The 23,847-nt window shown below is 73.8% G+C and carries 16 protein-coding genes, 1 tRNA gene and 1 pseudogene; 10 read left to right on the top strand and 8 right to left on the bottom strand.

All coding sequences use genetic code 11. The annotated features are described in order from the left end of the window. Positions 1-17: 17 nt before the first annotated feature. A pseudogene (locus tag QQS41_RS10430) lies at positions 18-1,133 on the top strand (aldehyde dehydrogenase family protein); the annotation flags it as partial. Between the two features lie 145 nt (positions 1,134-1,278). Here QQS41_RS10430 and QQS41_RS10425 read toward each other — a convergent pair. Then, positions 1,279-2,187: a nitrilase-related carbon-nitrogen hydrolase gene (locus QQS41_RS10425; RefSeq protein WP_448852662.1), complete on the bottom strand. Its 909-nt coding sequence runs from the start codon at positions 2,185-2,187 to the stop codon at positions 1,279-1,281. Between the two features lie 129 nt (positions 2,188-2,316). Between QQS41_RS10425 and QQS41_RS10420 the strand changes: the two genes are divergently transcribed. Together QQS41_RS10420 and QQS41_RS10415 are read left to right on the top strand one after the other, a co-directional pair. Further along, positions 2,317-2,640, top strand: coding sequence for a hypothetical protein (locus tag QQS41_RS10420; protein WP_448852661.1), 324 nt, complete (start codon positions 2,317-2,319; stop codon positions 2,638-2,640). Next, the gene (locus QQS41_RS10415) at positions 2,637-3,821 is read left to right on the top strand and encodes an alpha/beta hydrolase (RefSeq protein ID WP_448852660.1); all 1,185 of its coding nucleotides are present in this window, start codon (positions 2,637-2,639) and stop codon (positions 3,819-3,821) included. Before QQS41_RS10420 ends, QQS41_RS10415 begins: the two co-directional genes overlap by 4 nt. Before the next feature lie 138 nt (positions 3,822-3,959). Here the strand turns inward: QQS41_RS10415 and QQS41_RS10410 are convergent, their stop codons facing one another. From QQS41_RS10410 to dnaK, 5 genes are all read right to left on the bottom strand, one after another. Continuing rightward, a complete protein-coding gene (locus tag QQS41_RS10410; protein WP_448852889.1) occupies positions 3,960-4,985 on the bottom strand; it encodes a PTS transporter subunit IIC in 1,026 nt (341 codons plus the stop codon). 284 nt (positions 4,986-5,269) lie between these two features. Next, complete coding sequence (locus QQS41_RS10405; RefSeq protein WP_448852659.1) at positions 5,270-5,740, bottom strand: heat shock protein transcriptional repressor HspR; 471 nt, start codon at positions 5,738-5,740, stop codon at positions 5,270-5,272. A 57-nt stretch (positions 5,741-5,797) separates the two neighbouring features. Continuing rightward, positions 5,798-7,012, bottom strand: coding sequence for a molecular chaperone DnaJ (gene dnaJ / locus QQS41_RS10400; protein WP_448852658.1), 1,215 nt, complete (start codon positions 7,010-7,012; stop codon positions 5,798-5,800). A gap of 92 nt (positions 7,013-7,104) precedes the next feature. Further along, the gene (grpE, locus tag QQS41_RS10395; RefSeq protein ID WP_448852657.1) at positions 7,105-7,707 is read right to left on the bottom strand and encodes a nucleotide exchange factor GrpE; all 603 of its coding nucleotides are present in this window, start codon (positions 7,705-7,707) and stop codon (positions 7,105-7,107) included. A 3-nt stretch (positions 7,708-7,710) separates the two neighbouring features. Then, positions 7,711-9,561, bottom strand: a complete 1,851-nt coding sequence (dnaK, locus tag QQS41_RS10390; RefSeq protein ID WP_448852656.1) for a molecular chaperone DnaK — start codon at positions 9,559-9,561, stop codon at positions 7,711-7,713. A 506-nt stretch (positions 9,562-10,067) separates the two neighbouring features. Between dnaK and QQS41_RS10385 the strand changes: the two genes are divergently transcribed. The 3 genes from QQS41_RS10385 to QQS41_RS10375 all read left to right on the top strand — a co-directional run bounded on the left by QQS41_RS10385 (position 10,068) and on the right by QQS41_RS10375 (position 16,993). Further along, complete coding sequence (locus QQS41_RS10385; RefSeq protein WP_448852655.1) at positions 10,068-13,121, top strand: (Fe-S)-binding protein; 3,054 nt, start codon at positions 10,068-10,070, stop codon at positions 13,119-13,121. 395 nt (positions 13,122-13,516) lie between these two features. Further along, positions 13,517-14,734, top strand: a complete 1,218-nt coding sequence (locus tag QQS41_RS10380) for a pyridoxal phosphate-dependent aminotransferase (protein WP_448852888.1) — start codon at positions 13,517-13,519, stop codon at positions 14,732-14,734. A 1,014-nt stretch (positions 14,735-15,748) separates the two neighbouring features. Beyond that, a complete protein-coding gene (locus QQS41_RS10375; protein ID WP_448852887.1) occupies positions 15,749-16,993 on the top strand; it encodes a YibE/F family protein in 1,245 nt (414 codons plus the stop codon). Positions 16,994-17,164: 171 nt separating this feature from the next. Here the strand turns inward: QQS41_RS10375 and QQS41_RS10370 are convergent, their stop codons facing one another. Further along, complete coding sequence (locus QQS41_RS10370) at positions 17,165-18,502, bottom strand: UDP-glucose dehydrogenase family protein (protein WP_448852654.1); 1,338 nt, start codon at positions 18,500-18,502, stop codon at positions 17,165-17,167. Positions 18,503-18,726: 224 nt separating this feature from the next. On the opposite strand from QQS41_RS10370, the gene QQS41_RS10365 reads away from it, so the two are divergent. Beyond that, positions 18,727-18,936: a hypothetical protein gene (locus QQS41_RS10365; protein ID WP_448852653.1), complete on the top strand. Its 210-nt coding sequence runs from the start codon at positions 18,727-18,729 to the stop codon at positions 18,934-18,936. Between the two features lie 148 nt (positions 18,937-19,084). Here QQS41_RS10365 and dcd read toward each other — a convergent pair whose 3' ends face one another. Beyond that, positions 19,085-19,660, bottom strand: a complete 576-nt coding sequence (gene dcd, locus QQS41_RS10360) for a dCTP deaminase (protein ID WP_448852652.1) — start codon at positions 19,658-19,660, stop codon at positions 19,085-19,087. 107 nt (positions 19,661-19,767) lie between these two features. Between dcd and QQS41_RS10355 the strand changes: the two genes are divergently transcribed. The 3 genes from QQS41_RS10355 (at position 19,768) to QQS41_RS10345 (ending at position 23,794) form a co-directional block, all read left to right on the top strand. Then, positions 19,768-19,841 (top strand) — tRNA-Gly (locus QQS41_RS10355). A gap of 261 nt (positions 19,842-20,102) precedes the next feature. After that, positions 20,103-21,707 (top strand): hypothetical protein, encoded by a 1,605-nt coding sequence (locus QQS41_RS10350; RefSeq protein WP_448852651.1) that lies wholly within the window; start codon positions 20,103-20,105, stop codon positions 21,705-21,707. Continuing rightward, the gene (locus tag QQS41_RS10345; RefSeq protein ID WP_448852650.1) at positions 21,704-23,794 is read left to right on the top strand and encodes a YhgE/Pip family protein; all 2,091 of its coding nucleotides are present in this window, start codon (positions 21,704-21,706) and stop codon (positions 23,792-23,794) included. Before QQS41_RS10350 ends, QQS41_RS10345 begins: the two co-directional genes overlap by 4 nt. The last annotated feature ends 53 nt before the right edge of the window (positions 23,795-23,847 follow it).

Below are 23,847 nucleotides of genomic sequence, written 5' to 3'. Positions count from 1 at the left end.
ACGACGGCGGTGAGCCACTGCGGGATCGCCGGCACCCAGCGGGCGACGAGCTCGCCGCCGTCCTGCGCGACCACGCGGAGGAGTGGGGCGCGGAGCTGTCCGCGGAGGAGGGCAAGACCCGCCCCGAGGGCGTCGGCGAGGTCCTCCGCGCCGCCGCCGTCCTGGAGTTCCAGGCCGGCGAGGCCGACCGCGACAACGGCGAGATCCTGCACTCCCCGCGCCGCGGCGAGCGCATCGCCGTCGTCCGCGGCCCCGTCGGCGTGGTCTCGATGATCACCCCGTTCAACTTCCCCATCGCCATCCCCGCATGGAAGGCCGCCCCGGCGCTGATCCACGGCAACGCCGTCGTCTGGAAGCCCGCCCAGTCCGTGCCGCTGCTGGCGATGCGCCTGGCGCAGGCCCTCGACCGGGCCGGGCTGCCCGCCGGCGTGCTCAACCTCGTCGTCGCGCCGACGGACGCGTCGCGGGCGCTGCTCGTCGACCCGCGCGTCGCCGCGCTGACGTTCACCGGCTCGACCGGCGTCGGCCGCTCCATCGCCTCCGCCTGCGCGGCGGAGGGCATCCCCGTGCAGGCGGAGATGGGAGGCAAGAACCCCGCCGTCGTCCTCGCCGACGCGGACCTCGCCCACGCGGCGGAGCAGGTCGCCAACGGCGCGTTCAACTCGACGGGCCAGAAGTGCACGGCGACGTCCCGCGTCGCCGTCGTCCGGGAGGTCGCCGACGACTTCGTCGCGGCGCTGCTGGAGCGCGTCCGGGCCCGCGTCACCGGCGACCCGCTCGCCGACGGCGTGACCATGGGCCCGATGATCGACGCCGGCCCGCGCGACGCCGCCGTCGCCGCCGTCCGCGCCTCCGTCGGCGACGGCGCCGAACTGCTCGCCGGCGGCGGGATCCCCGACGTCGCCGACTGCCCCGGCGGCCACTTCATGGAGCCGACCGTCGTCCGCGTGTCCTCCCCGGAGGACCCGCTCTGGACCGAGGAGCTGTTCGCCCCCGTCCTCGCGGTGCTGGTCGTCGACGACGCCGACGAGGCCTTCCGCGTCGCCGACCTCGGCGAGTACGGCCTGCCCGCCGCGGTGTTCACCGATTCCCTGGCGGCGACGTTCGACGCCTCCGAGCGGCTGCACGTCGGCATCCTCCACGTGAACTCCGAGACGGCGGGCGTCGACCCGCACGCCCCGTTCGGCGGCTACGACCTCGTGGTCCAGGCCTCCCGCCGGGCGGTGAGCAGCGTCAGCCCCAGGTCGGGGCGGGCCGCCAGCGTCGCGACGGTGAGGGTCACGGCCGGGCGCCGCCCTCCCCGATGCCGCCGTCGACCTCCGGGTCCGAGCCGAGCAGGTCGAGCACCGGGATCTCGCGGCGCACCCGCGCGACCTCGTCCAGGTCGACGTCGACGACGAGGAACTGCGGGGCGTAGCCGGCCTCCGCGACGATGGCGCCGTCGGGGCCGACGACGGCGGAGTGGCCGATGCCGGTCGGGCCCTCCGGCTTGCCGGCCTTCGCGGAGCCGCCGGGGCGGGCGGCGTCGACGGCGGCGACGAAGCAGGTGGTGTCCAGCGCGCGGGCGGCGGTCAGGGCGCGCCACTGGCGCAGCTTGCCCGGGCCGTCGTTCCAGGAGGCGGGCAGGACCAGCACCTCGGCGCCCATCTGCGCCAGGCGCAGGAAGTGCTGCGGGAAGCGGACGTCGAAGCAGGTGCCCAGGCCGACGCGGGCGACGCGGCGGACGCCGTCGCCGCCGAGCCCGGTGCCGGAGGCGCCGACGGGCACCTCGACGACGACGTGGCGGTCGCCCGGCGCGACGGTGTCGGACTCGCGGAAGCCGAACGCGTCGAAGAGGCGGATCTTGTCGTAGTGCTCGTCGATGCCGCGGCCGGCGACCAGGAGGGTGTTGTGGACGCGGGCGAGCTCCTTGCCGTCGCGCTCGACGGAGTCGGCGGGGCGGAACATGCCCAGCACCGCGACGACGTCGGCCTCCTCCGCGGCGGCGCGGACGGCGGAGGCGAAGGGCCCGTCGAGCTCCTCGGCGACGGTGTCGAGGCGGCCGGTGTTGAACGCCTTCATCGTCGCCTCGGGGAAGACGACCAGGTCGGCCCCGGCGGCGCCGGCGCGCAGGATGCCCTCCCGGACGGTCTCCAGGTTCCGCTGCGGGTCGTCGTACTGGTCGATCTGTGCCAAGGCGATGCGCATGCGGCCAGGCTACAGGTCGGGGCGACGCCCGGACCGGAGTTGTCCACCGCCCGGCCGCCGTCCACGATCGCCCGCCGCGGGGCGCCTCCCCCGGCGTCCGCCGTCCACGGGCGGTGGAGGATGCGGGCCATGGAGAACCTCACGGGCGGGGAGACGCTGCACCTGTCCCCGGCGGCGCTGCGGGCGCTGGCCGGGGACCTGGAGGCCCGGGCGCGGGCCGTGGATCACGCGCTCTCGCGGGCGGCGCCGCCGGCGGGGATGCCGGGCTCGCGGGCCGCGGCCGCGGCGCACCGGCTGCTGACGGCGTGGCGGGTGGAGCTCGGCCGGGAGGCCGGGCGGCTGGATCGGCTGGGCGGCGTCGCCCGGCGCATCGCCGCGTCGGTGGAGGAGGCCGACCGGGGCGTCGCCGGCGCGCTGCGCTGCGGCCCGGCGCCGGAGGGGGCGCGGCCGTGAGCGGGAATCCCTGGGACTGGGCGGTGGCGGAGCTGGCGGCGGCCGCCGGCGGGTGGCGCTCCGCCGCCGCGGTGGTCGCCGGGGAGTCGGGCCGGACGGCGCGTCTGGCGCGGCTTTCCGACGGCCGCCTGGAGGGCGGCATCCGCGACGCCGCGGTCGACGCCATCGGCTCCGCGGCGGATGCGCTGGGCCGGGACGCGATGATGCTGGAGCAGGTGGCGCACGCCCTGGCGGAAGGGGCGGTTCCGCTGGCGATGGCCGTCGCCGCGCTCCGATCCGCCACGCACGACCGGGCGCAGCTCGCGCGGGTGCTGCGGCTCGACGCGGAGCTGGCGGAGCGGCTGCTGACGATGCTGCCGCCGGGCGGCGGCGGGCTCGCGGCGGCGACCGGGGACGCAGCCGGGCACGCGGCGCCGGCCGCCGGATCCACGCTTCCGCCGGGCCGGGTCCTCGACGCCCGGGACGGGATAACGCTGGTGGGCTACGGCGACGTCGCGAACGCTGACCGGGTCATCCTGTTCGTGCCGGGCACCGGCAGCTCCATCGACGATCTGCCTCCGCAGGAGGAGCGGGTGGCGGCGCTCCTGTCCGCGACCGGGGGCGACGGGGCGGAGACCGCCGTGGTGCTGTTCATGCACGACGCCCCGTCGGACGTCGTCGAGGCCGCGGCCCACGCCCACTACCCGGGGGCGGCCGCCCGCCTGCGGACGGCCGCCGTGACGGTGACGGAGGCCAACCCCGGCGCCCACCTGCACGTGATGGGCTACAGCCACGGTGCGCTGGTGACGTCGCAGGCGGCGACCGGGCCGGGGCTGCGCGCCGACTCGCTGTCGTTCCTCGGCCCGACGGCGATGGGACCGGGCGTGTCGACGGTGCAGGATCTGCGCCTGCGGGATCGGTCGGGCCGGCTTCGGGATCCGCGGGGCAACGGAGCGCGGACGTGGGCGGCGGTGGCGCCGGAGGATCTCATCCGGGTCGAGCCGCAGGTCACTCGCCGCGGGGTCCCGCCGTACTCGCCCGACGCCGGGGCCCGGCACATCCCGGCGCCCCGGAAACGCGGCCGCGGCGCCATACCCGCGCACGGCTCCTACTTCCGGGAGCGCGCCACGTTGGAGGGCATCGGCGATGCCCTCGAGGATGCTTTGCGACGGGACCCGCCCGGCCCCGTGCCCCGCTCGTGACGGCGGGGACGGGGCCGGGCGGGTGCACGGCGGAGGCCGGATGCGCGCAGCGTCGGCCGCCGCGCGGTCGCTGTCCGACGCGCGGTCGCCGGGCTGCGCGCGGTCATCGGTCGGCGCGCGGAGGCGGCAGGGCGGGGCTTACGCGAAGTCGAGCTTGTACTGCTCCGCGCGGGTCCACTTCAGCAGGTCCTCGAAGATCCAGCGGAACAGGACCGACAGGATGATCGGGGCGACGAAGAACATGACGGCGACGATGGCGATGTTGCCGCCGGTCCAGCCCCAGCCCTCGGCGTTGAGGGCGGCCAGCGGGCCGGCGAGGCCGGAGACTCCGAAGCCCGCGGAGATCGGGGTGCCGGAGATGCCCAGCGCGCCGCCGAGGCCGCCGAGCACCGCGGCGGAGCAGACCATGGGCAGGAAGATGAGGGGCTTCGACAGGACGTTGGCCATCTGCACCTTCGGGGAGCCGAGGACGTGCAGCAGTGACGTCGCCATGCCGTTGGAGCGCCAGCCGGCGACCAGCAGGCCGAAGCCGGCGGCGACGCAGCCGAGGTTCGCGACGCCGGAGGCGACGCCGGACATGTAGATGGCCGTCGCGACGCCGACGGTGGAGATCGGCGAGACGATCATGATGGCGAACAGCACGGCGAGTGCGATGCCCATCGGGATGGGCTGCAGGGTGGTGGCGCCGTTGACCAGGTTGCCCAGCCACTCGGTGAAGACCTTGATGACGGGGAAGGTGACGACCCAGCCGATGCCGCCGGCGACGACCACGACGATCGTCGACAGGAGCAGGATCGTGTAGTTCCGCAGCCGGTCGCCGATGAGCAGGATGACCAGCACGGCGATGGCCGCGGTGAGACCCGTGTTGATGACCAGGCCGGTGCCCTGCAGGTGGAAGCCGCCCTCCGGGTCCGGCACGGCGACGCCGGAGCCGCACACCGCGGCGATGCCGACGGAGGCGGTCTGGATGGGCGACAGGTTGAACTGCATGGCGACGAGGACGCCGATGAGCACCGGCATCATCGACGCCGACAGGACGACGAGGTCGATGATGGTCTGGCCGGCCGGGAACACCGGCAGCAGGGCCTTGAACAGCTCGCCGAGCAGCGCCTGCGGCACCAGGGCGACGACGACGGCGATGGAGATGCCGTTGAGCACCTTCATGGCGAAGGCGCCGGCGGTCATGCGGCCGTGCTCACCGTCGTTGCCGTCGTCGGACATGCCGCGGGCGATGGGCTGCTCGTCGACGGCGTCGTGGGCGTCGACCCTGTGGCGCTGGGCCTGCTGGTCCCCGGGTCCGGCCCCGGTCGCGTCAATGCTCATGCGGGAATAATATTCATTTCCCCTCCGGCTGCATGCACCGGGTGCCGGAACCGCCGCGCCCCGGACGCGACGACGCCGCCGCCATCCGGGTCGCGGATGGCGGCGGCGTCGGGCGGCGGGCGTCGTCAGCGCCGGCGGCGGGCGTCGCGGTCCCACATGACCACCGCGGTGGAGCGGGGCACGTGGACCAGCTCGCCGCGGGGGCGGCCGCGGGCCGCCTCGGCGGCGCGGAGCTTCTCCCGCAGCCGGGCGTTCTCGTCCTCGAGCTCCTCCACGCGGGCGGAGAGCTCGATGATGGACTTGATGCCCGCGAGGTTCACGCCCTCCTCCTGGGAGAGGCGCTGCACCTCGCGCAGCCTGTCGACGTCGCGATCGGTGTAGCGGCGCCCGCCGCCGCGGGTGCGGCGCGGGGTGACGATGCCGAGCCGGTCGTAGTTGCGCAGCGTCTGCGCGTGCATGCCGGCCAGTTCGGCGGCCACGGAGATGACGTACACCCGCGTCTCGCGGGCACGGCCTCCGAGGTCCGCCCGGTCGCCGGGCTCGCCGCCCGCGGCCGCGCCGCGGCCGGCCGACGTCGCGTCGGTCGTCCCGTCCATGTCCGTCACCTCCTTTCCGGGGCACGCCCCGGGCCCGGCGGAATCGGGCCCGCGGGCCTACTTGTTGCCGGCCCAGCCCTCGCGGGGGCTGAAGCCGGAGGCCCGCTCGGCCTCGACGTAGCCGCGCAGCGCGGAGGCGGCGGCGTCGTCGAGCTTCTGCGGGACCTGCACCCGGACGGTGACCAGCAGGTCGCCGGGGGTGCCGTTGCGCTTGGGGATGCCGCGGCCGCGGACGCGCAGCGTCCTGCCGTCGGCGGTGCCCGCGGGGACGCGGACCCGCACCTTCCCGTCGAGGGTGGGGACGGTCAGCGTGCCGCCGAGCGCGAGCTCGCCGAAGCTGACCGGCACCGTGACCTCCAGGTCGTCGCCGGAGCGGGTGAAGATCTCGTCCGGGCGGACGTGGACGGTGACGAACAGGTCGCCCGCGGGCTTGCCGCGCAGGCCCGCCTCGCCCTGGCCCGCCAGGCGGACCTTCTGGCCGTCGACGACGCCGGCCGGCACGCGGACGGTGATGCTGCGCCGGCGCGTGGTGACGCCGGTGCCGCCGCAGTCCGTGCACGGCTCCTCGATGATCGTGCCGGTGCCGCCGCAGTCGGGGCACGGACGCGACATGCCGAAGGCGCCGCGCTGCTCGTTGACGAACCCGGTGCCGCTGCAGGTCCGGCACGTCGTCGGCGACGTCCCGGGCTTCGCGCCCGACCCGTGGCAGGTCGTGCACGGCGAGGGGTTGGTCAGCTGCAGGGGGATGGTGACGCCCTGCGCCGCCTCGCGGAAGTCGAGGGTGATCTCCGTTTCGACGTCCGCGCCCCGGCGGGGGCGCTGGGAGCGCGCCCCGCCCGACCCGAAGCCGCCGGCTCCCCCTCGGCCCATGAATCCGCCGAGGAAGTCACCCAAGCCAGCTCCGGCGCCACCGGAGGTAGCGTCGCCGAAGAGATCGGAGACGTTGAAATCGAACCCGCCGGCGGCGCCCGGGCCGGCCCCGGCCCCTCCCCTGGGGCCGCCGGCCCCCCGCCCCGGGAAGCGGAAGCCCCCGGAGCGCAGCGCGGCGTGCAGTTCGTCGTATTCCCGCCGCTTGTCGGCGTCGCCCAGCACGGAGTACGCCTCGGAGATCCGCTTGAAGCGGTCCTCCTTGGCGGCGTCGCCGGGGTGCGTGTCCGGGTGGTTGTCCCGGGCGAGCTTCCGGTACGCCTTCTTGATCTCGTCCTGGCCGGCGGACTGGGAGACGCCCAGGTCCGCGTAGTAGTCCTTGTCGGCCCATTCACGCTGGGTCATCGGGCACCTCCTCCTTTCCGTCCGTGGTCCTGTGGTGCCGTGGGGTCATCGCCCTCCCGGCCCGCGCCATCGGGCGCGGACCGGCGGGGCGTTCAGGACTCGGGCGCGTCCGCGCCCTCGTCGCCGGCCTGCGGGGCGTCGGCGATGACGACCATCGCCGTCCGCAGGAGCCGGCCGTCCATGCGGTAGCCCTTGCGCAGCACCGCGCCCAGGGCCTTGTCGTCGCCGGAGGACATGTCCTGCACGGCCTCGTGGACGTCCGGGTCGAAGGGCTCGCCCTCCTCGCCGAAGGCCTCCACCTTCAGCGACGCCAGGGTCTGGCGCAGCTTGTCGGCGAAGTGCCGCAGCGGGGTGCCGTCGCCCAGGTCGCCGTGCTGCTCGGCCCGGTCGACGTCGTCGGCCAGGTTGAGCAGCTCCGCGGCGACGGACGCGCGGGCGGAGAGGCAGTCGGCCTCGCGCTCGCGGTCGACGCGGCGGCGGTAGTTGGCGAACTCCGCCGAGACCCGCTGCAGGTCCGCGGTGCGCTCGTCGAGCTCCGCGCGGACCGCCGCGGCCGGGTCGTCCGCCTCCGGGGCGGCGCCAGCCTCCGCGGCCTGCGCGTCGTCCGCGCCGGCGGCGTCCGCCGCGACGTCCTGGTCGTCGATGACCTCGGCGTCGACGACGGCGTCGTCGATGTCGTCGGTTCGATCGGCCATGGCCTACTTACCGTCCTTCTCGTCCTCGTCGATGACCTCGGCGTCCACGACGTCGTCCTGCGCGGAGGCGGACTGGGCGTCGCCGGCGTCGGCCTGGGCGGCGCCCTGCGCGGCCTCGGCCTCGTAGATCGCCTTGCCCATCTCCTGGGACTCGGTCGACAGCTTCTCGACGGCGGCCTTGATGGCCTCCAGGTCGGAGCCCTTCAGCGCCTCGTCGACGCCCTTCGCGGCCTCCTCGACGCGGTCCTTGACGTCCTGCGGGACCTTCTCGCCGTTCTCCTCGACGAACTTGCGGGTCTGGTACGTCATGGACTCGGCCGAGTTGCGGACCTCCTGCTCCTCGCGGCGCTTCTTGTCCTCCTCGGCGTGCGCCTCGGCGTCCTTGATCATCTGGTCGATCTCCTCCTGGGAGAGGCCGGAGCCCTCCTGGATGGTGATCTTGTTCTCCTTGCCGGTGCCCTTGTCCTTCGCGGTGACGTGCACGATGCCGTTGGCGTCGATGTCGAAGGTCACCTCGATCTGCGGGACGCCGCGCGGGGCCGGGGCGATGCCGCCGAGCTCGAAGGAGCCGAGCAGCTTGTTGGCCTGCGCCATCTCGCGCTCGCCCTGGAAGACCTGGATCTGGACGGACGGCTGGTTGTCCTCCGCCGTGGTGAAGGTCTCCGAGCGCTTGGTCGGGATGGTGGTGTTGCGCTCGATGAGCTTCGTCATGACGCCGCCCTTGGTCTCGATGCCGAGGGACAGCGGGGTGACGTCGAGCAGCAGCACGTCCTTGACCTCGCCGCGCAGGACGCCGGCCTGCAGGGCGGCGCCGACGGCGACGACCTCGTCCGGGTTGACGCCCTTGTTCGGCTCGCGGCCGCCGGTCAGCTCCTTCACCAGGTCGGACACGGCCGGCATGCGGGTGGAGCCGCCGACGAGCACGACGTGGTCGATGTCGGACACCGGGATGTCCGCGTCGGCGATGACCTGCTGGAACGGCTTGCGGGTGCGGTCCAGGAGATCCTGGGTGATGCGCTGGAACTCGGTGCGGGACAGCGTCTCGTCCAGGAACAGCGGGTTCTTGTCCGCGTCGACCGTGATGTACGGCAGGTTGATGGAGGTCTGCTGCGAGCTGGACAGCTCGATCTTCGCCTTCTCCGCAGCCTCGCGGAGGCGCTGCATGGCCATCTTGTCCTTGGTCAGGTCGATGCCCTGCGCGGTCTTGAACTTCTCCACCAGCCAGTCGACGATGCGCTGATCCCAGTCGTCGCCGCCCAGGCGGTTGTCGCCCGCGGTGGCGCGGACCTCGACGACGCCGTCGCCGATCTCCAGCAGGGACACGTCGAAGGTGCCGCCGCCCAGGTCGAAGACCAGGATGGTCTGCTCCTTGTCGGACTTCTCCAGGCCGTAGGCCAGCGCGGCCGCGGTCGGCTCGTTGACGATGCGCAGCACGTTGAGGCCCGCGATCTGGCCGGCCTCCTTGGTGGACTGGCGCTCCGCGTCGGAGAAGTAGGCCGGGACGGTGATGACCGCGTCGGTCACGTCCTCGCCCAGGTAGGACTCCGCATCGCGCTTCAGCTTCTGCAGCGTGCGCGCCGAAATCTCCTGCGGGGTGTACTTCTTGTCGTCGATCTCGACCGTCCAGTCAGTGCCCATGTGGCGCTTGACGGAGCGGATGGTGCGATCGACGTTGGTGACCGCCTGGTTCTTGGCGGACTGGCCGACCAGCACCTCGCCGTTCTTGGCGAAGGCGACGATCGACGGAGTGGTGCGCGAGCCCTCGGAGTTGGCGATGACCTTCGCCTCGCCGCCCTCCAGGACCGACACGACGGAGTTGGTGGTGCCGAGGTCGATGCCGACTGCACGTCCCATGATTGATTCCTCCCGTTTCCATGTGCCGCCCGCGGCGGCAGGTGTTCGTTCGTTGCGTTGTTCGTTGCGGCGGACTGAGCGCCGGTGACTCAAGCTTGCCGACGGCCATCCGGCCCGTCAAGTTTCCTTGAGCCCATTCCGCTCAACCCTTGCACCCGTTAGAACCCGCGACGTTCCGAAGTTGTTCCCGATCCGCTCAACTTTTTCCGGGAATTTTTTCGTGAACAGCGTTACCCCAGGTCAGGCGGCATCCATCGTTAGGCAACCCTACGAAACGCGGCCGATCGTGAGGTTGGCCACGAACCCGGGCCCCCGTTCAGGTCTCCATTAAGAGGATCCGGGGTGCTCGTGATACAACTCACAGGAGAACTAAATCGCGTGCCGGCCGTGGCGATCCCTCGTCGCGGGCCGGGTCCGGACGGCCCCTCACCCCGCCGCCCGGACCCGCGGCAGGCGACGCCAGTCCTGTTCGCGCAGCCGCGCGACGACCCGTTTAAAGGAACCTCATGAGCGAGCTCAACCTGGCCGAGGCGCCGGCGGGCGTGGTGGAGATGAACGGCTTCACCATCGCCGTCGGCGTCATCGGCGTACTGCTCTCCCTGCCCTGCTGGTTCGTGTTCATCAAGGGCTTCATCCACATGGTCCGCACGATCATGGTGGGCCAGAAGACCTACGGCCACACCGGCGACTGGGGCAAGCGCATCGTCACCGTCATCCGCGAGGTGTTCGGCCACACCAAGATGGCCAAGAAGCCCGGCGTCGCCGTGGCCCACTGGTTCGTCATGGTGGGCTTCCTCCTCGGCGCCCTGGTCTGGTTCGAGGCGTACATCCAGACCTTCTGGCCGGCCGGCGGCTGGCCGATCCTCAAGGATCTGACGCTCTGGCACTTCATCGACGAGATCCTCGGCCTCGGCACCGTCCTCGGCATCACCGCGCTGATCATCGTCCGCCAGACCAACCTGGGCAAGGAGCGCCTGAGCCGCTTCTACGGCTCCAACGCCAAGGCCGCCTACTTCGTCGAGGCCGTCGTCCTCATCGAGGGCCTGGGCATGGTGATGGTGAAGGCCGCCAAGCTGGCGACCTACGACCAGGGTCACGCGATCCACTGGTCGAACTTCGTCACGGGCTTCATCGCCCAGATCCTCCCGGCCTCCGGGATCATGGTCTCCATCTTCGCCCTGGTGAAGCTGCTGTCCGGCATGATCTGGCTGTACGTCGTCGGCCGCAACCTGCAGTGGGGCGTCGCCTGGCACCGCTTCCTGGCGTTCGCGAACATCCTGCTGAAGCGCAACGCCGACGGCTACAACGCCCTCGGCGCCGCCAAGCCGCTGACCGCCAAGGGCGAGATCCTCAACCTCGAGGAGGCCATGGAGAGCGAGGACGAGGACCTCTCCATGGGCACCGGCGTCGTCAACGAGCACTCCTGGAAGGCCCTCCTGGACTTCACGTCCTGCACCGAGTGCGGCCGCTGCCAGGAGCAGTGCCCGGCCTGGAACACCGCCAAGCCGCTGTCCCCGAAGCTGCTGGTCAACAACCTCCGCGACCACATGTTCGACTCCGCGCCGTACCTGCTGGCCGGCGAGTCCGCCGAGGACCACGACGTCCTGTCCAAGCCGCTGGTCGGCGAGGGCGAGGAGGGCGTCATCGACCCCGACGTCCTGTGGTCCTGCACCAACTGCGGCGCCTGCGTCGAGCAGTGCCCGGTCGACATCGAGCACATCGACCACATCATCGACATGCGCCGCTACCAGGTGCTCGTCGAGTCCGAGTTCCCGACCGAGCTGGCCGGCCTGTTCAAGAACCTCGAGACCAAGGGCAACCCGTGGGGCCAGAACGCCTCCACGCGCTCCGAGTGGATCGACGAGGTCCGCAAGGACGGCGTCGTCGTCCCGGTGTGGGGCGAGGACATCGAGAACTTCGACGACACCGAGTACCTCTTCTGGGTCGGCTGCGCCGGCGCGTACGACGACAACGCCAAGAAGACCACCAAGGCCGTCGCCGAGATGTTGTACACGGCCGGCGTGAAGTTCGCCGTCCTGTCCCAGGCCGAGGGCTGCACGGGCGACTCCGCCCGCCGCGCCGGCAACGAGTTCCTGTTCCAGGTCCTGGCCGAGCAGAACATCGAGCAGCTCGGCGAGGTCTTCGAGGGCGTGCCCCCGAAGCAGCGCAAGATCGTCGTGACCTGCGCCCACTGCTTCAACGCCCTGAAGAACGAGTACCCGGAGCTGGGCGGCCACTACCAGGTCGTCCACCACACCCAGCTGCTCAACCAGCTGATCCGCGAGAACCGCCTGCAGCCCGTCGCCTCCGGCCAGGGCCGCCAGGTCACCTACCACGACCCGTGCTTCCTGGGCCGCCACAACAAGGTGTTCGAGGCTCCGCGTGAGCTCATCGGCGCCTCCGGCGCGAACCTGGTGGAGATGCCCCGCAACCGCAACACCGGCTTCTGCTGCGGCGCCGGCGGCGCGCGGATGTGGATGGAGGAGACCATCGGCTCCCGCATCAACGTCAACCGCACCGAGGAGGCGCTGGCGACCAACGCCGAGCAGATCGCCATCGGCTGCCCGTTCTGCAAGACGATGATGACGGACGGCGTCCGCGCCGTCGCCGAGGAGGGCAAGGCCCCCGACGTCGTCGACATCGCCCAGATGTTCCGCGACTCCGTGCTCGTCGACGGCAAGCTGCCGGATCCGAAGGAGCCGGCGTGGCTCGAGGAGCCGGTCCGCGGCTACGTCGAGCCGGAGCCCGAGCCCGAGCCGGAGCCGGAGCCCGAGAAGGAGGAGCCGAAGGGCGGCAAGGCCGCCGGTGCGGCCGCCGCGGGCGCCGCTGCCGGTGCCGCCGCCGGCGCCGCCGGTGGTGCCCCGAAGCCCGGTGGCGCCCCGATTCCGGGCGGTGCCCCGAAGCCCGGTGGCGCTCCCGCTCCGGGCGGTGCCCCCAAGCCGGGCGGCGCCCCGACCCCGGGCGGCGCGCCCAAGCCGGGCGGCGCCCCCGCTCCGGGTGGTGCCAAGGGCGGCGCGCCCAAGCCGGGCGGTGCCCCGAAGCCGGGTGGTGCTCCGAAGCCGGGCGGTGCTCCGGCTCCGGGCGGCGCGAAGGCCTCCGGTGCTCCGAAGCCGGGTGGCGCGCCCAAGCCGGGCGGTGCTCCGGCCCCGGGCGGCGCGAAGGCCTCCGGCGCCCCGAAGCCCGGTGGCGCCCCGAAGCCGGGTGCGGCTGCGGCGGCTCCGGCCGCCGAGGCCCCGCAGGCCGAGACCCCGGCGCAGCCGGAGGCCCCGGCCCAGGCGACCACCGCCGCCGGCGTCCCGCTGCCGGGCGGCGCCCGCCGGGCCGGCGCCGCGCCGAAGGCCGCCCCGGCCCCGGCCGCGCAGCCGGCCGCCGAGGAGGCCCCGGCGGAGGAGCCGCAGGTCGAGGAGGCCCCGGCGGAGGAGCCCGCCGAGGAGGCTCCGGCCCAGGAGCCGGCCGCCGACGAGGCCCCGGCCCCGACGGCCCCGGCCGCGGAGCTGCCGACCACCGGCCGCGGCATCCCGCTGCCGGGCACGGCCCGCCGCAACGCCGAGGGCCGCTAGGCCCCGCGCCCGCCCGCCCGGGGCGGGTGCACCGCAGGAGCGGCCCGACGGATTCGTCCGCCGGGCCGCTCCGGCGATCCGGGGGCGGGTGCCGTCGTCACGCACCACCCGCGCACCCGCGAACCCGCGCCCGCGCACCCCTCCGCCGCCCCTCCCCCGCCCCGCACGGAAAGCGCCCCGCGCCGCGCCCGTCCGACGATCAGGTGTCGCCGGACCACCCCGGGTGGCATGCTGGACGCGTGAGCAACGACACCGGCACCGACGACACGAACGACACGCAGGGCACCGAGCAGGTCGCCCACGACTCCGGCGAGCGGAAGGCCGCCGCGGCGGAGCAGGCCCGCGCCGCGAAGGTCGCCTCGTCGTCCGGCGCCGCACGGCCGCGCCGCAGCCCGCTGCGCCCCCTGGAGCAGCCGCACCGCCTGCGCAACGTGCTCTACGACATCCGCGGCCCGGTGACGGAGCTGGCGGAGAAGATGGAGTCCGACGGGCACCGCATCCTGATGCTCAACACGGGCAACCCGGCGAAGTTCGGGTTCGACGCCCCGGACACGATCGTCCAGGACATGGTGCGGGCCCTGCCGCACGCGCAGGGCTACAGCGAGTCCAAGGGCATCTACTCGGCGCGGCGCGCCGTCGTCACGCGCTACGAGATGGTGCCGGGCTTCCCGCGCTTCGACGTCGACGACGTGATCCTGGGCAACGGCGTCTCGGAGCTCATCTCCATGACGACGCAGGCGCTGCTGGAGGAGGGCGACGAGGTCCTCATCCCCGCCCCCGACTACCCGCTGTGGACCGCGGCGACGACGCTGACGGGCGCGACGTCGGTGCACTACATGTGCGACGAGGCCAACGACTGGAACCCGGATCTGGATGACATCCGGTCGAAGGTGACGGACAGGACGAAGGCCATCGTCGTCATCAACCCGAACAACCCGACCGGCGCGGTGTACTCGAAGGAGCTGCTGGAGGGCATCGTCGACATCGCCCGCGAGCACTCCCTGGTGCTGCTGGCCGACGAGATCTACGACCGCATCCTGTACGACGACGCCGAGCACGTCAGCCTGGCGACGCTCGCGCCGGACCTGCTGACCGTCACGTTCAACGGTCTGTCGAAGACGTACCGCGTCGCCGGCTACCGCGCCGGCTGGATGGTGCTCACCGGCCCGAAGCGCCACGCGCAGGGCTTCATCGAGGGCGTCAACCTCCTCGCCAGCACCCGCCTGTGCCCGAACGTGCCCGCGCAGCACGGCATCCAGGTGGCGCTGGGCGGCTACCAGTCCATCAACGACCTGGTGCTGCCGGGCGGGCGCCTCCTGCGCCAGCGCAACGTGACGTGGGAGAAACTCAACGAGATCCCGGGCGTGAGCTGCGTGAAGCCGATGGGCGCGCTGTACGCGTTCCCGAAGCTGGACCCGGAGGTCCACGAGATCCACGACGACCAGAAGCTGATGTACGACATCCTCAAGGAGGAGAAGATCCTCATGGTCGGCGGCACGGGCTTCAACTTCCCAACGCACGACCACTTCCGCATCGTCACCCTGCCGCTGGAGAGCGAGCTGGCGGAGGCGATCGAGCGGCTGGGCAACTTCCTGGCCAGCTACAAGCAGTAGGTCCGGCACCCGCCCCACGACGCACGGAGGGACCCCATGGGCAGGCATTCCGCACCCGAACCCCGCGACGCCCGGCCCGGAGGGTCGGCGGGCGCGCGCGACGCGCGCCCCGCGCCGGATCGTCCGCGTGACGACGTCCGCCGCGCGGGCCGCGCCGAGGTGCCCCGGGTGGCGCGTGACGACGTGCCCCGCATCGCGCGTGACGACGTCCGCCGCGCGCCCCACGAGGACGCGGGCACGACCGCGGCGATCCCGCGCGTCGGCGACCCGTCGACGCCGCCGCGCGAGGGCGGCTCCCCCGCCGGCGGCGGCGCCCGCCCCGCCGGGCGGCGCCCGGTGAACTGGGGCGTCGGCCGCGACCTGCGGGAGACGACCGGGCGGCTGCCGCGCGTCGACGCGTCGGGGCCGCGCCCGGCGAGCGTGCCCGAGCGGCCGGCGCCGGCCGAACGACCGGCGCGGACCGCGCAGCCGGGGCAGCCCGCGCAATCGGCGCAGCCGTCCGGCTCCTCCGCCCCGGCGGGGTCCGGCGCCGCCGGCGGCGAGGCCTTCCGGCCGTCCGCCGACCCGTGGGGCATCCGCCGCGAGGCCCCGGCCGGCCCTCCGGAGCCGCTGCGCCCGGCGGGATCCGCCGCGTCCCAGGGCTCCCCGGCCTCCCCCGCCGCCCCTTCCGCGCCCACCGCGGGACCCGGCGACGGCGACGCCGCCGACCGCCCGTCCGGCACGGCCGACCGCCCCGGGCGCACCCGCCTGCGCCGCGAGGACATCCCCCCGCCGCCCGGGTCGAAGCCCGCGGCGTCCGCGCAGGCACGGCGGACGTCGTCACGCGCAACCGGAACCGAGGACACCGCGAACGGCGGCGCGGCGGACGAGCCGCGCTACGTCGGCGACGGCACCCGCGCCCGCACCCCCGCGCGCACCGCGCTGCTGGTCGCACTGGTCGTCGCGCTGCTGGCGACCGTCGTCGGGGCGATCCTGCTGTGGCCGAAGGGCGAGCCCCCGACGCCGGACCAGCCGATGCAGCGGTCGTCGCTGCTGTCGGCGCGGACCGTCGCGGGCACCGTCGTCGAGGAGACGCGCGGGGCCTGCGGCTCCCCGTCCGCCGGGCACGTCTTCACCGGGGCGCCGGAGGAGCCGCCGACCATCGCCGGGGCGCCCGCGCCGCAGCAGTGCGACCGGGCGATCGTGCGCATCGACGAGGGCGCGGACGCCGGCTCGAAGACGCTCATCGAGACCGCCGGAGTACCCGGCGACCCCGACCTGCACCCCGGCGAGGAGGTGCGGCTGGCCGTCGAGGAGCTGCCCGCCCCCGCCGCCCCGGGAGCCCCGGGCGCGCCGACGATGATGCCCGGCGCCCCCGCCGACCCCGCGAACCCCGCCCCGGCTCCGGGGCAGCCCGGGAACCCGGCGCAGGCGCAGGCCCCGCCGGCGACGAACTTCTACACGTTCATGGACATGGAGCGCACCACCCCGCTGCTGGTGTGGCTGGCCGTCGCCGTCATCGGCATCGTGCTGGTCGGCGCGTGGCGCGGCGTCCGCTCCCTCGTGGGCCTCGGCGTGACGCTCGTGGTCATCGCAGGCTTCCTGCTGCCGGCGCTGCTGCGCGGCGGCCCGACGACGGCCCTGGCGGTCGTCGCCGGCGCGATCATCGTCTTCGTGGCGGTGCCGCTGGTCCACGGCGTGAACTGGAAGTCCGCGGCGTCGATGGCCGGCACCCTGCTGGCGTTGGCGATCTCCGCGTTCCTGGCGCAGGCGGCCATCGCGTCGACGGCGCTGCGCGGGCTCGCGGACGAGGACAACCTGCTCATCCACATCCACTTCCCCGCCGTCGACGTCACGGGCCTGCTGCTGGCGGGCTTCATCGTCGGCGCGCTGGGCGTGCTCAACGACGTCACCATCGCCCAGGCCTCCACCGTCACCGAGCTGGCGGAGGCCGACGGGGACGCCTCCGCGGCGGCGCTGTTCCGCTCCGCGATGCGGGTGGGCCAGGACCACATCGCGTCGATGGTCTACACCCTCGTGCTGACGTACACGGGCGCGACGCTGCCGCTGCTGCTGCTCATCACGGCCTCCGACCGGCCGCTGGGGCACATGCTGACCAGCGACGTCGTGGCGACCGAGCTGCTGCGCTCCGGCGTCGGCGCGCTCGGCCTGGTGCTGGCGGTGCCGCTGACGACGGCCATCGCGGCGATCACCGCCCACGGGCGCCGCACCCGCCCGGCCGCGGCGCGGACGCGGCGGCGCCGGCGCGCGGCGGCGTAGGGGCGAAGCAAGGGCGGCGTCCCCTGCGCGGCGCCCCCGCGCGGCGCCCCGCGCCTCCACCTCCACGCGAACGGACCCCGTTCCGGCCTCCCGGACCCCGGTGCATCCGGGTGCGGGCGGCCGGAACGGGGTCCGTCCGTTGGGGGGGGGGAGGGGGGAAGCGACGGCCCCCTAGCCGCGGCCCAGGCAGGTGACCTCCCAGCCGGACTCCCGCCAGGCGTCGACGGGCATGCAGTTGCGGCCGTCGATGAGCCGGCGCTCCGCGACCAGCTCGCCCGCCTCGGCCGGGTCGAGCTCGCGGAAGACGTTCCACTCGGTGGCGACGACGACGAGCTCCGCGCCCTCGAGCGCGTCGCGGATCGTGTCGCGGTAGTCGAGCGTCGGGAAGATGCGGCGGGCGTTGTCCATGGCCTGCGGGTCGTGGACGCGGACGTCGGCGCCGGCGAGCGCCAGCTGGCCGGCGATGGACAGGGCCGGGGAGTCGCGGACGTCGTCGGACTCCGGCTTGAACGCGGCACCGAGGACGGCGACCTGGCGGCCCAGGACGTTGCCGCCGAAGGTGTCCTTCACCAGGCCGACGGCCTTCTCTCGGCGCCGCATGTTGATGGCGTCGACCTCGCGAAGGAACGTCATCGCCTGGTCGGCGCCGAGCTCGCCGGCGCGGGCCATGAACGCGCGGATGTCCTTCGGCAGGCAGCCGCCGCCGAAGCCCAGGCCGGCGTTGAGGAAGCGGCGGCCGATGCGGGGGTCCATGCCGATCGCGTCGGCGAGCACGGTCACGTCGGCCCCGGCGATCTCGCAGATCTCGGAGACGGCGTTGATGAAGCTGATCTTCGTCGCCAGGAACGCGTTGGCGGAGACCTTCACCAGCTCGGCGGTGGCCAGGTCGGTGACGATGAAGGGGCAGCCGGTCTCCAGGATGGGGCCGAAGCACTCGCGGGCGGCCGCCTCGGCGCGGGAGGTCCCGGACTCCGCGCGCACGCGGCAGACGCCGAGGACCATGCGATCGGGGCGCAGCGTGTCCTCCACGGCGCGGCCCTCGCGGAGGAACTCGGGGTTCCAGGCGATCTCGACGTCGGCGCCGCCGTCGGCGGTCAGCGCGTCGGCGCGCTCCTGCAGGCGGGCGGCGGTGCCGACCGGCACGGTGGACTTGCCCAGGATGACGTGCTCGCCGGACAGCAGCGGGACGAGGGAGTCGATGACTGCGTCGACGTAGGTGACGTCGGCGGCGTGGGAGCCCTTCACCTGCGGCGTGCCGACGCCGATGAAGTGCAGGTCGGCGAATTCGGCGGCCTCGGCGTAGTCCGTCGTGAAGCGCAGGCGGCCGGAGTCCACGTGCTTCCGCAGGAGCTCCGGGAGCCCGGGCTCGTAGAAGGGGACCTCGCCGGCGGCGAGCGCCTCGATCCTGCGGGGGTCGACGTCGACGCCGAGGACCTCGTGGCCGAGTTCGGCCATCGAGGCGGCGTGCGTCGCACCCAGGTATCCGGTGCCGATGACTGTCATTCGCATGCCCGCCAGTATGACCCGGCGGCGACGGGCCCGCGACCCGTGGAACACCCCCGGAACAACGTTCTGACCTGCGTTAATGCGCAGTACGCGGAAGGCTCACCCGCGCGTTACCCGTGGTTCACCGACCGGAGCCGGGCGAACCGTTGCCGCACGTGGTTTCACCGGCCTAACCCGGAGTCCCACGCACCCCGGCCCCGGGCCGGCCGACACCCGGGAGGCACCCGATGCGCACGACCCCGATCATCCGGATCGTCTCCGCCATCACGCTGGTGGCGCTCGTCGCGTTCTTCATCGGCGTCTACGGGGAGATGGACGCGCTCGCGCGCGCCGCGGGGGTCGCGCCCGTCGCCGCGGCGGCGGTGCTGGCGGTCATCGGCTTCGCGGCGCGCCGCTGGGCGCTCGCGGTCGTCGCGCTCATCGGCGCCGTCGGCTGAATCCTGTGGTTCCTCGGCACCGCGCCGTCGGACATCCCGCTGGCCAAGGCCGCGGTCGCGATCTTCGGCAGCCTCATCGCCGCCATCATCGGGCTGTTCGCCCCGAAGCCCCGGGGCTGACCGGGCGCGCGGAGACGCCCCGCGCCCGTCAGTCCCGGAAGTTGAGGTACGCCTTCGACGGCGTGGGACCTCGCTGACCCTGGTACTTCGAGCCGAGCGCGCCGGAGCCGTACGGCTCGTCGGCCGGGGAGCTCAGCCGGAAGATGGCGAGCTGGCCGACCTTCATGCCCGGCCACAGGGCGATGGGCAGGTTCGCGGCGTTGGACAGCTCCAGCGTGATGTGGCCGGAGAAGCCCGGGTCGATGAAGCCGGCGGTGGAGTGGGTCACCAGGCCGAGGCGGCCGAGGGAGGACTTGCCCTCCAGGCGGCCGGCGAGGTGGGCGGGGATGGTGAAGCGCTCCAGGGTGGAGGCGAGGACGAACTCGCCGGGGTGGAGGATGAACGCCTCGCCGTCGCCGACCTCGTTGAGGGTGGTGAGCTCCTCCTGCGGCTCCTTCGGGTCGATGTGCGTGTAGCGCGAGTTGTTGAACACGCGGAACAGGCTGTCCAGCCGGACGTCGATGGACGACGGCTGCACCATCGCGGGGTCGAAGGGCTCGATGCCCAGGCGGTCGTCGCCCTCGGCGGCGAGGGCGGCGCGGAGATCGTGATCGGAGAGCAGCACGGCGCCAGCCTACCGCGCCGGGACCGGGGCCTTTCCGGAGGCGGCCGCGGGGGTGCTACATTATGGGCGGAAGAACGTTCCCGACCGGTTCGGGGGCGATGCTTTCGGCCGATGTAGTTCAATGGCAGAACTCCTGCTTCCCAAGCAGGCAGCGCGGGTTCGATTCCCGTCATCGGCTCCACGCGCCCCCGCGTGGCGGTCACCGGCCGCCGCGCGGGGGTTTCCGCATGCGCGGATGGTGCGTGACGACGCCTCCCGCGCCGCGGGGGAGCCGGGGGGCGGGACGGACCCGCCTTTTCACACGAATCACACCTTCACCTTTAAACACTTCGGCACCACAGGTAACATCCCCCGTACGCCGTCGTCGCCGTCACCGCGCCCGCCCGGGGCGCTACCGCCGCACGGCGACGTCGTACGCGCGAAACACGCCCGGAGGAACCGCATGACCGAGACCCCGCACCACGACGCCGGCATCGAACCGCCCGACGGCGGCCCCGGCCGCCGGCGCCGCGGCGACGGCGCGCGCTCCGTCATGCGCCACCTCACCTCCCGCAGCTCCGGCGGCGCGGTGCCGGGCCGCCACCCCGTCGGCGGGGACGACGCGGGGACGGCCGGCGACGCCCCCGCCGCGACCGCGGTGACCGCCGAGGCCCTCGACGTGCGCTTCGGCGGCGACGCGGACGCCCCGGCGCCCGGCGCGCAGCCGGTCCTCGAGGCCGAGCTCGTCGACGAGTCCCCGGCCGACGACGAGGGCGGCCGCCACGCCGCCGCCGACGGCCGCGGCACCCTCGCCGACGCGGTCGCCGCCGACCTTGCCGGGGACGACGCCGGCGACGGCGGGGACGCCCCCGCCCACGGCGGCGCGACCGGGGAGGGCGACGGCGACGGCGCCTCCCCGTACGTGATCGGCGACCAGGCCGCGGAGCCCTCCGACTGGGGCACCGCCTGGGGCTCCGCCGGCTACGGCGGCTACCCCGCCACCGGCTACGCCGGCGCCGCCGAGCCCGGCGCGGGCTACGGCGACCACGCCGCCGGCGCCCCGGCCGCCGGGGACGCGGACCCCTACGGCGGGGACGACCCCTACGACGACGGCGCCACCGCCCGGTTCCCCGCCGTCGCCGCCGGCGCCGGGGCCGGCGCCGCGGCGGGTGCCGTCGTCACGCGCGACGCGACCCGCGCCCACGCGGACGACGACCGCGACCGCGCGCCGCACGACGACTACGACCCCTACGGGGAGCACGCCGAGCGCGCCCCCATCCCCCACGACTTCATGGACGAGCGCCACGACCGGTGGGGCATCGTCGCCGAATCCCTCGAGGTCCACGGCTCCGAGGGCCCCGTCTACGGGCCCATCGACGTCGCCGTGCCCGCCACCGGCCTCACCGTCCTGTCCGGCCGCGGCGGCTCCGGCCGCACCGCGCTGGCCCTCACCTTCGCCGGCCGCATGAAGCCCACCGGCGGGCGGCTGCGCGTGCTCGGCATGGAGAAGCGGCGCGACATCCGCCGCCACGTCGCCATCGCCGGCGTCGACCAGCTCGACGAGCTGGAGCGCAACCTCACCGTCCGCGCCACCCTGCGCGAGTACCGGTACTGGACCCGCACGCCCCTGTGGTTCCCGCCCAAGGTCGACGAGGACTACCTGGAGGAGATCGCCGGGCCCATCTACGGCGACCGCGACCTGCCGCCGCTCGACGCGTTCGTCTCCCAGCTGCCGTCCCTGGACCGGCACCTGCTGCGCATCGCGCTGGCCCTGCGGCCCGCGCACGGCACGGAGCAGGAGATGCTCATCGTCGACGACCTCGAGCAGGTCCACGAGCTGGAGGAGCGGCTCTGGCTGCTGTCCCGGCTGAAGGAGCTGGCGGAGGAGATCCCCGTGGTCGTCAACGCCGTCAACCCCCTGCCCGAGTCCCTGGTCCCCGCGCACCGGCAGATGCGCATCGACGCGGACGCCGGCCACATCCACCCCGCCGACGGCGGCTTCATCCGCCGCGTCCGCACGAACGACGATGACGACGCCGCCGAGGCGGCCAAGGAGGTCCTGCCGTGATCCCCGCGATGAAGGTCGGCAACGAGCTGCGCCGCTTCAGCCGCAGCACGATGGGCAAGCTGACGCTCATCTCCATCACGCTGATGCCGCTGCTGTACTCCACGCTGTACCTGTGGTCCTTCTGGAACCCGTTCGGCAACCTCTCCGGGCTGCCCGTCGCGCTGGTCAACTCCGACCGCGGCGCGTCGATGAACGGCCAGCCCGTCAACGCCGGCAAGCAGGTCGCCGACGGCATCCTCGCCAACGACGCCCTGGACTGGCACCTCGTGTCCAGGCAGGAGGCGCTGGAGGGCGTCCGCACCGGCGAGTACTACTTCTCCGTCGAGCTGCCCGAGAACTTCTCCGAGGCCGTGACCTCCGCCTCCGGCGACAAGCCCGAGCAGGCGAAGCTGCTGGCCACCTACAACGACCGCAACGGCTACCTCTCCTCCGTCATCGGCGAGAACGCCATGCGCGTCGTCCTGCAGACCGTCGGCGACCGCATCGGCGCCCAGGCCGTCGACCGGCTCCTCGTCGGCATGCTCAACGCCGGCATGGGCGTCTCCATGGCCGCCGACGGCGCCGAACGCGTCGCTGGAGGGGCCGACCAGCTGCGCGACGGCATCGTGCAGCTCGACGACGGCGCCGGCCGCCTGCAGGACGGCCTCGTCCGCAACAAGGAGGGCACCACCCAGCTGACCGCCGGCGCCGCCGAGCTCAGCGACGGCGCCAAGCAGCTGGCCGCGGGCACCTCCGAGCTGCGCACCAACGTCGACCAGGGCGCCGCGCAGCTGGAGGACATGCAGGGCCAGATCGCGGAGTTCTCCGGCCAGATCGAGAACGCCGGCGCCACCGCCGCCAGCGCCAACCAGTCGCTGTCGCAGGCCCGCGACGTCGCCAACGGCGCCGCCGAGGCGCAGGGCCAGTCCGCGCAGCAGATCACCGCGCTCGCCGACCAGCTGCGCCCCGTCGACAACCCCGCCGTCCAGGGCGTCGTCGCCCAGCTGGACCAGGTCGCCCGCGACCTCACCAACGGCGCCGCCGGCCCCGAGTCCCAGCTGGTCACCGACATCAACAACGCCGCCGACACCGCGGCGATGCTGGACCAGCAGCTCAACGACCCCAACTCCGAGCTCAACACCGGCATGGCCACCCTGGAGGGCAGCGGCGAGCAGATCGGCCGCCTCGTCGACGGCGTCGCGCGGATCGACGACGGCGCCCACCAGCTGGCCGACGGCGCCGACCGGCTCCACGCCGGCTCCGTCATGCTCAACACCGGCGCCACCCAGCTGCTCGACGGCGCCAACGCGCTGAAGGACGGCACGGGCCGCGCCGAGGACGGCGCCGTCCGTCTGTCCGACGGCGCCCGCGAACTGGCGACGAAGCTGCGGGAGGGCACCAGCCAGGTACCCAACTGGGACCCGCAGCAGCGCCAGGAGCTCGCCACCGTCATGGGCGGCCCCGTCGGCGTCAGCCAGAACAACACCGCCGGCCAGAACACCTTCGGCTCGGGACTCGCGCCCATGTTCTTCTCCATGGCCCTGTTCGTCGGCGGCCTCATGACCTACCTCGTCATCCGCCCGCTGTCCCAGCGCCAGGTCTCCGCCGGCTCCTCGCCGGTGCGCACCGCCCTGGACAGCTTCGCCCCCGGCGCGGTCATCGCCATCTGCCAGGCGCTGTGCGTCGTCGGCTTCACCATGGCCATCACCCCGTTCCGCCCCGACTCCGTCATCGGCGTCGTCGCCCTGGCGATGCTCGTCGCCATGATGTTCACCGCCATCAACCAGGCGCTCAACGGACTGCTGGGCAACGGCCCGGGCCGCGTGACGTCGCTGTCGCTGCTCATGGTGCAGGTGGTGTCCTCCGGCGGCATGTACCCGCCGGAGACGCAGCCGCAGCTGCTGCAGTGGATCCACCCGTTCATGCCCATGACGTACTCCGTCGACGCCTTCCGGCAGGTCATGTACGGCACCTACGACGCGCGCCTGTGGATATCCATCGCCGCCATGCTGTTCGTCATCGCCCTGTTCCTGGGCATCACGGCGCTGGCCGCCAACCGCGACAGGACATGGTCGATATCGAGGCTGCACCCCGCCATCGACGTCTGATCCCGCGCGGGCCGTCCGCCGGCGCATCCGAGCACCCGGTCCCGGCGCACACC

Source organism: Corynebacterium sp. 335C (assembly GCF_053525695.1).
Note: the sequence above shows the minus strand (reverse complement) of the source record. Positions and strands in the feature narration are given on the sequence as shown.

Coding starts and splice junctions, on each gene's coding strand:
- QQS41_RS10425 (WP_448852662.1), bottom strand. CDS start 2,187: ATGCGCATCGCCTTGGCACAGATCGACCAGTACGACGACCCGCAGCGG.
- QQS41_RS10420 (WP_448852661.1), top strand. CDS start 2,317: ATGGAGAACCTCACGGGCGGGGAGACGCTGCACCTGTCCCCGGCGGCG.
- QQS41_RS10410 (WP_448852889.1), bottom strand. CDS start 4,985: ATGAAGGTGCTCAACGGCATCTCCATCGCCGTCGTCGTCGCCCTGGTG.
- QQS41_RS10405 (WP_448852659.1), bottom strand. CDS start 5,740: ATGGACGGGACGACCGACGCGACGTCGGCCGGCCGCGGCGCGGCCGCG.
- dnaJ (WP_448852658.1), bottom strand. CDS start 7,012: ATGACCCAGCGTGAATGGGCCGACAAGGACTACTACGCGGACCTGGGC.
- grpE (WP_448852657.1), bottom strand. CDS start 7,707: ATGGCCGATCGAACCGACGACATCGACGACGCCGTCGTCGACGCCGAG.
- dnaK (WP_448852656.1), bottom strand. CDS start 9,561: ATGGGACGTGCAGTCGGCATCGACCTCGGCACCACCAACTCCGTCGTG.
- QQS41_RS10385 (WP_448852655.1), top strand. CDS start 10,068: ATGAGCGAGCTCAACCTGGCCGAGGCGCCGGCGGGCGTGGTGGAGATG.
- QQS41_RS10375 (WP_448852887.1), top strand. CDS start 15,749: ATGCAGCGGTCGTCGCTGCTGTCGGCGCGGACCGTCGCGGGCACCGTC.
- QQS41_RS10370 (WP_448852654.1), bottom strand. CDS start 18,502: ATGCGAATGACAGTCATCGGCACCGGATACCTGGGTGCGACGCACGCC.
- QQS41_RS10365 (WP_448852653.1), top strand. CDS start 18,727: ATGCGCACGACCCCGATCATCCGGATCGTCTCCGCCATCACGCTGGTG.
- QQS41_RS10350 (WP_448852651.1), top strand. CDS start 20,103: ATGACCGAGACCCCGCACCACGACGCCGGCATCGAACCGCCCGACGGC.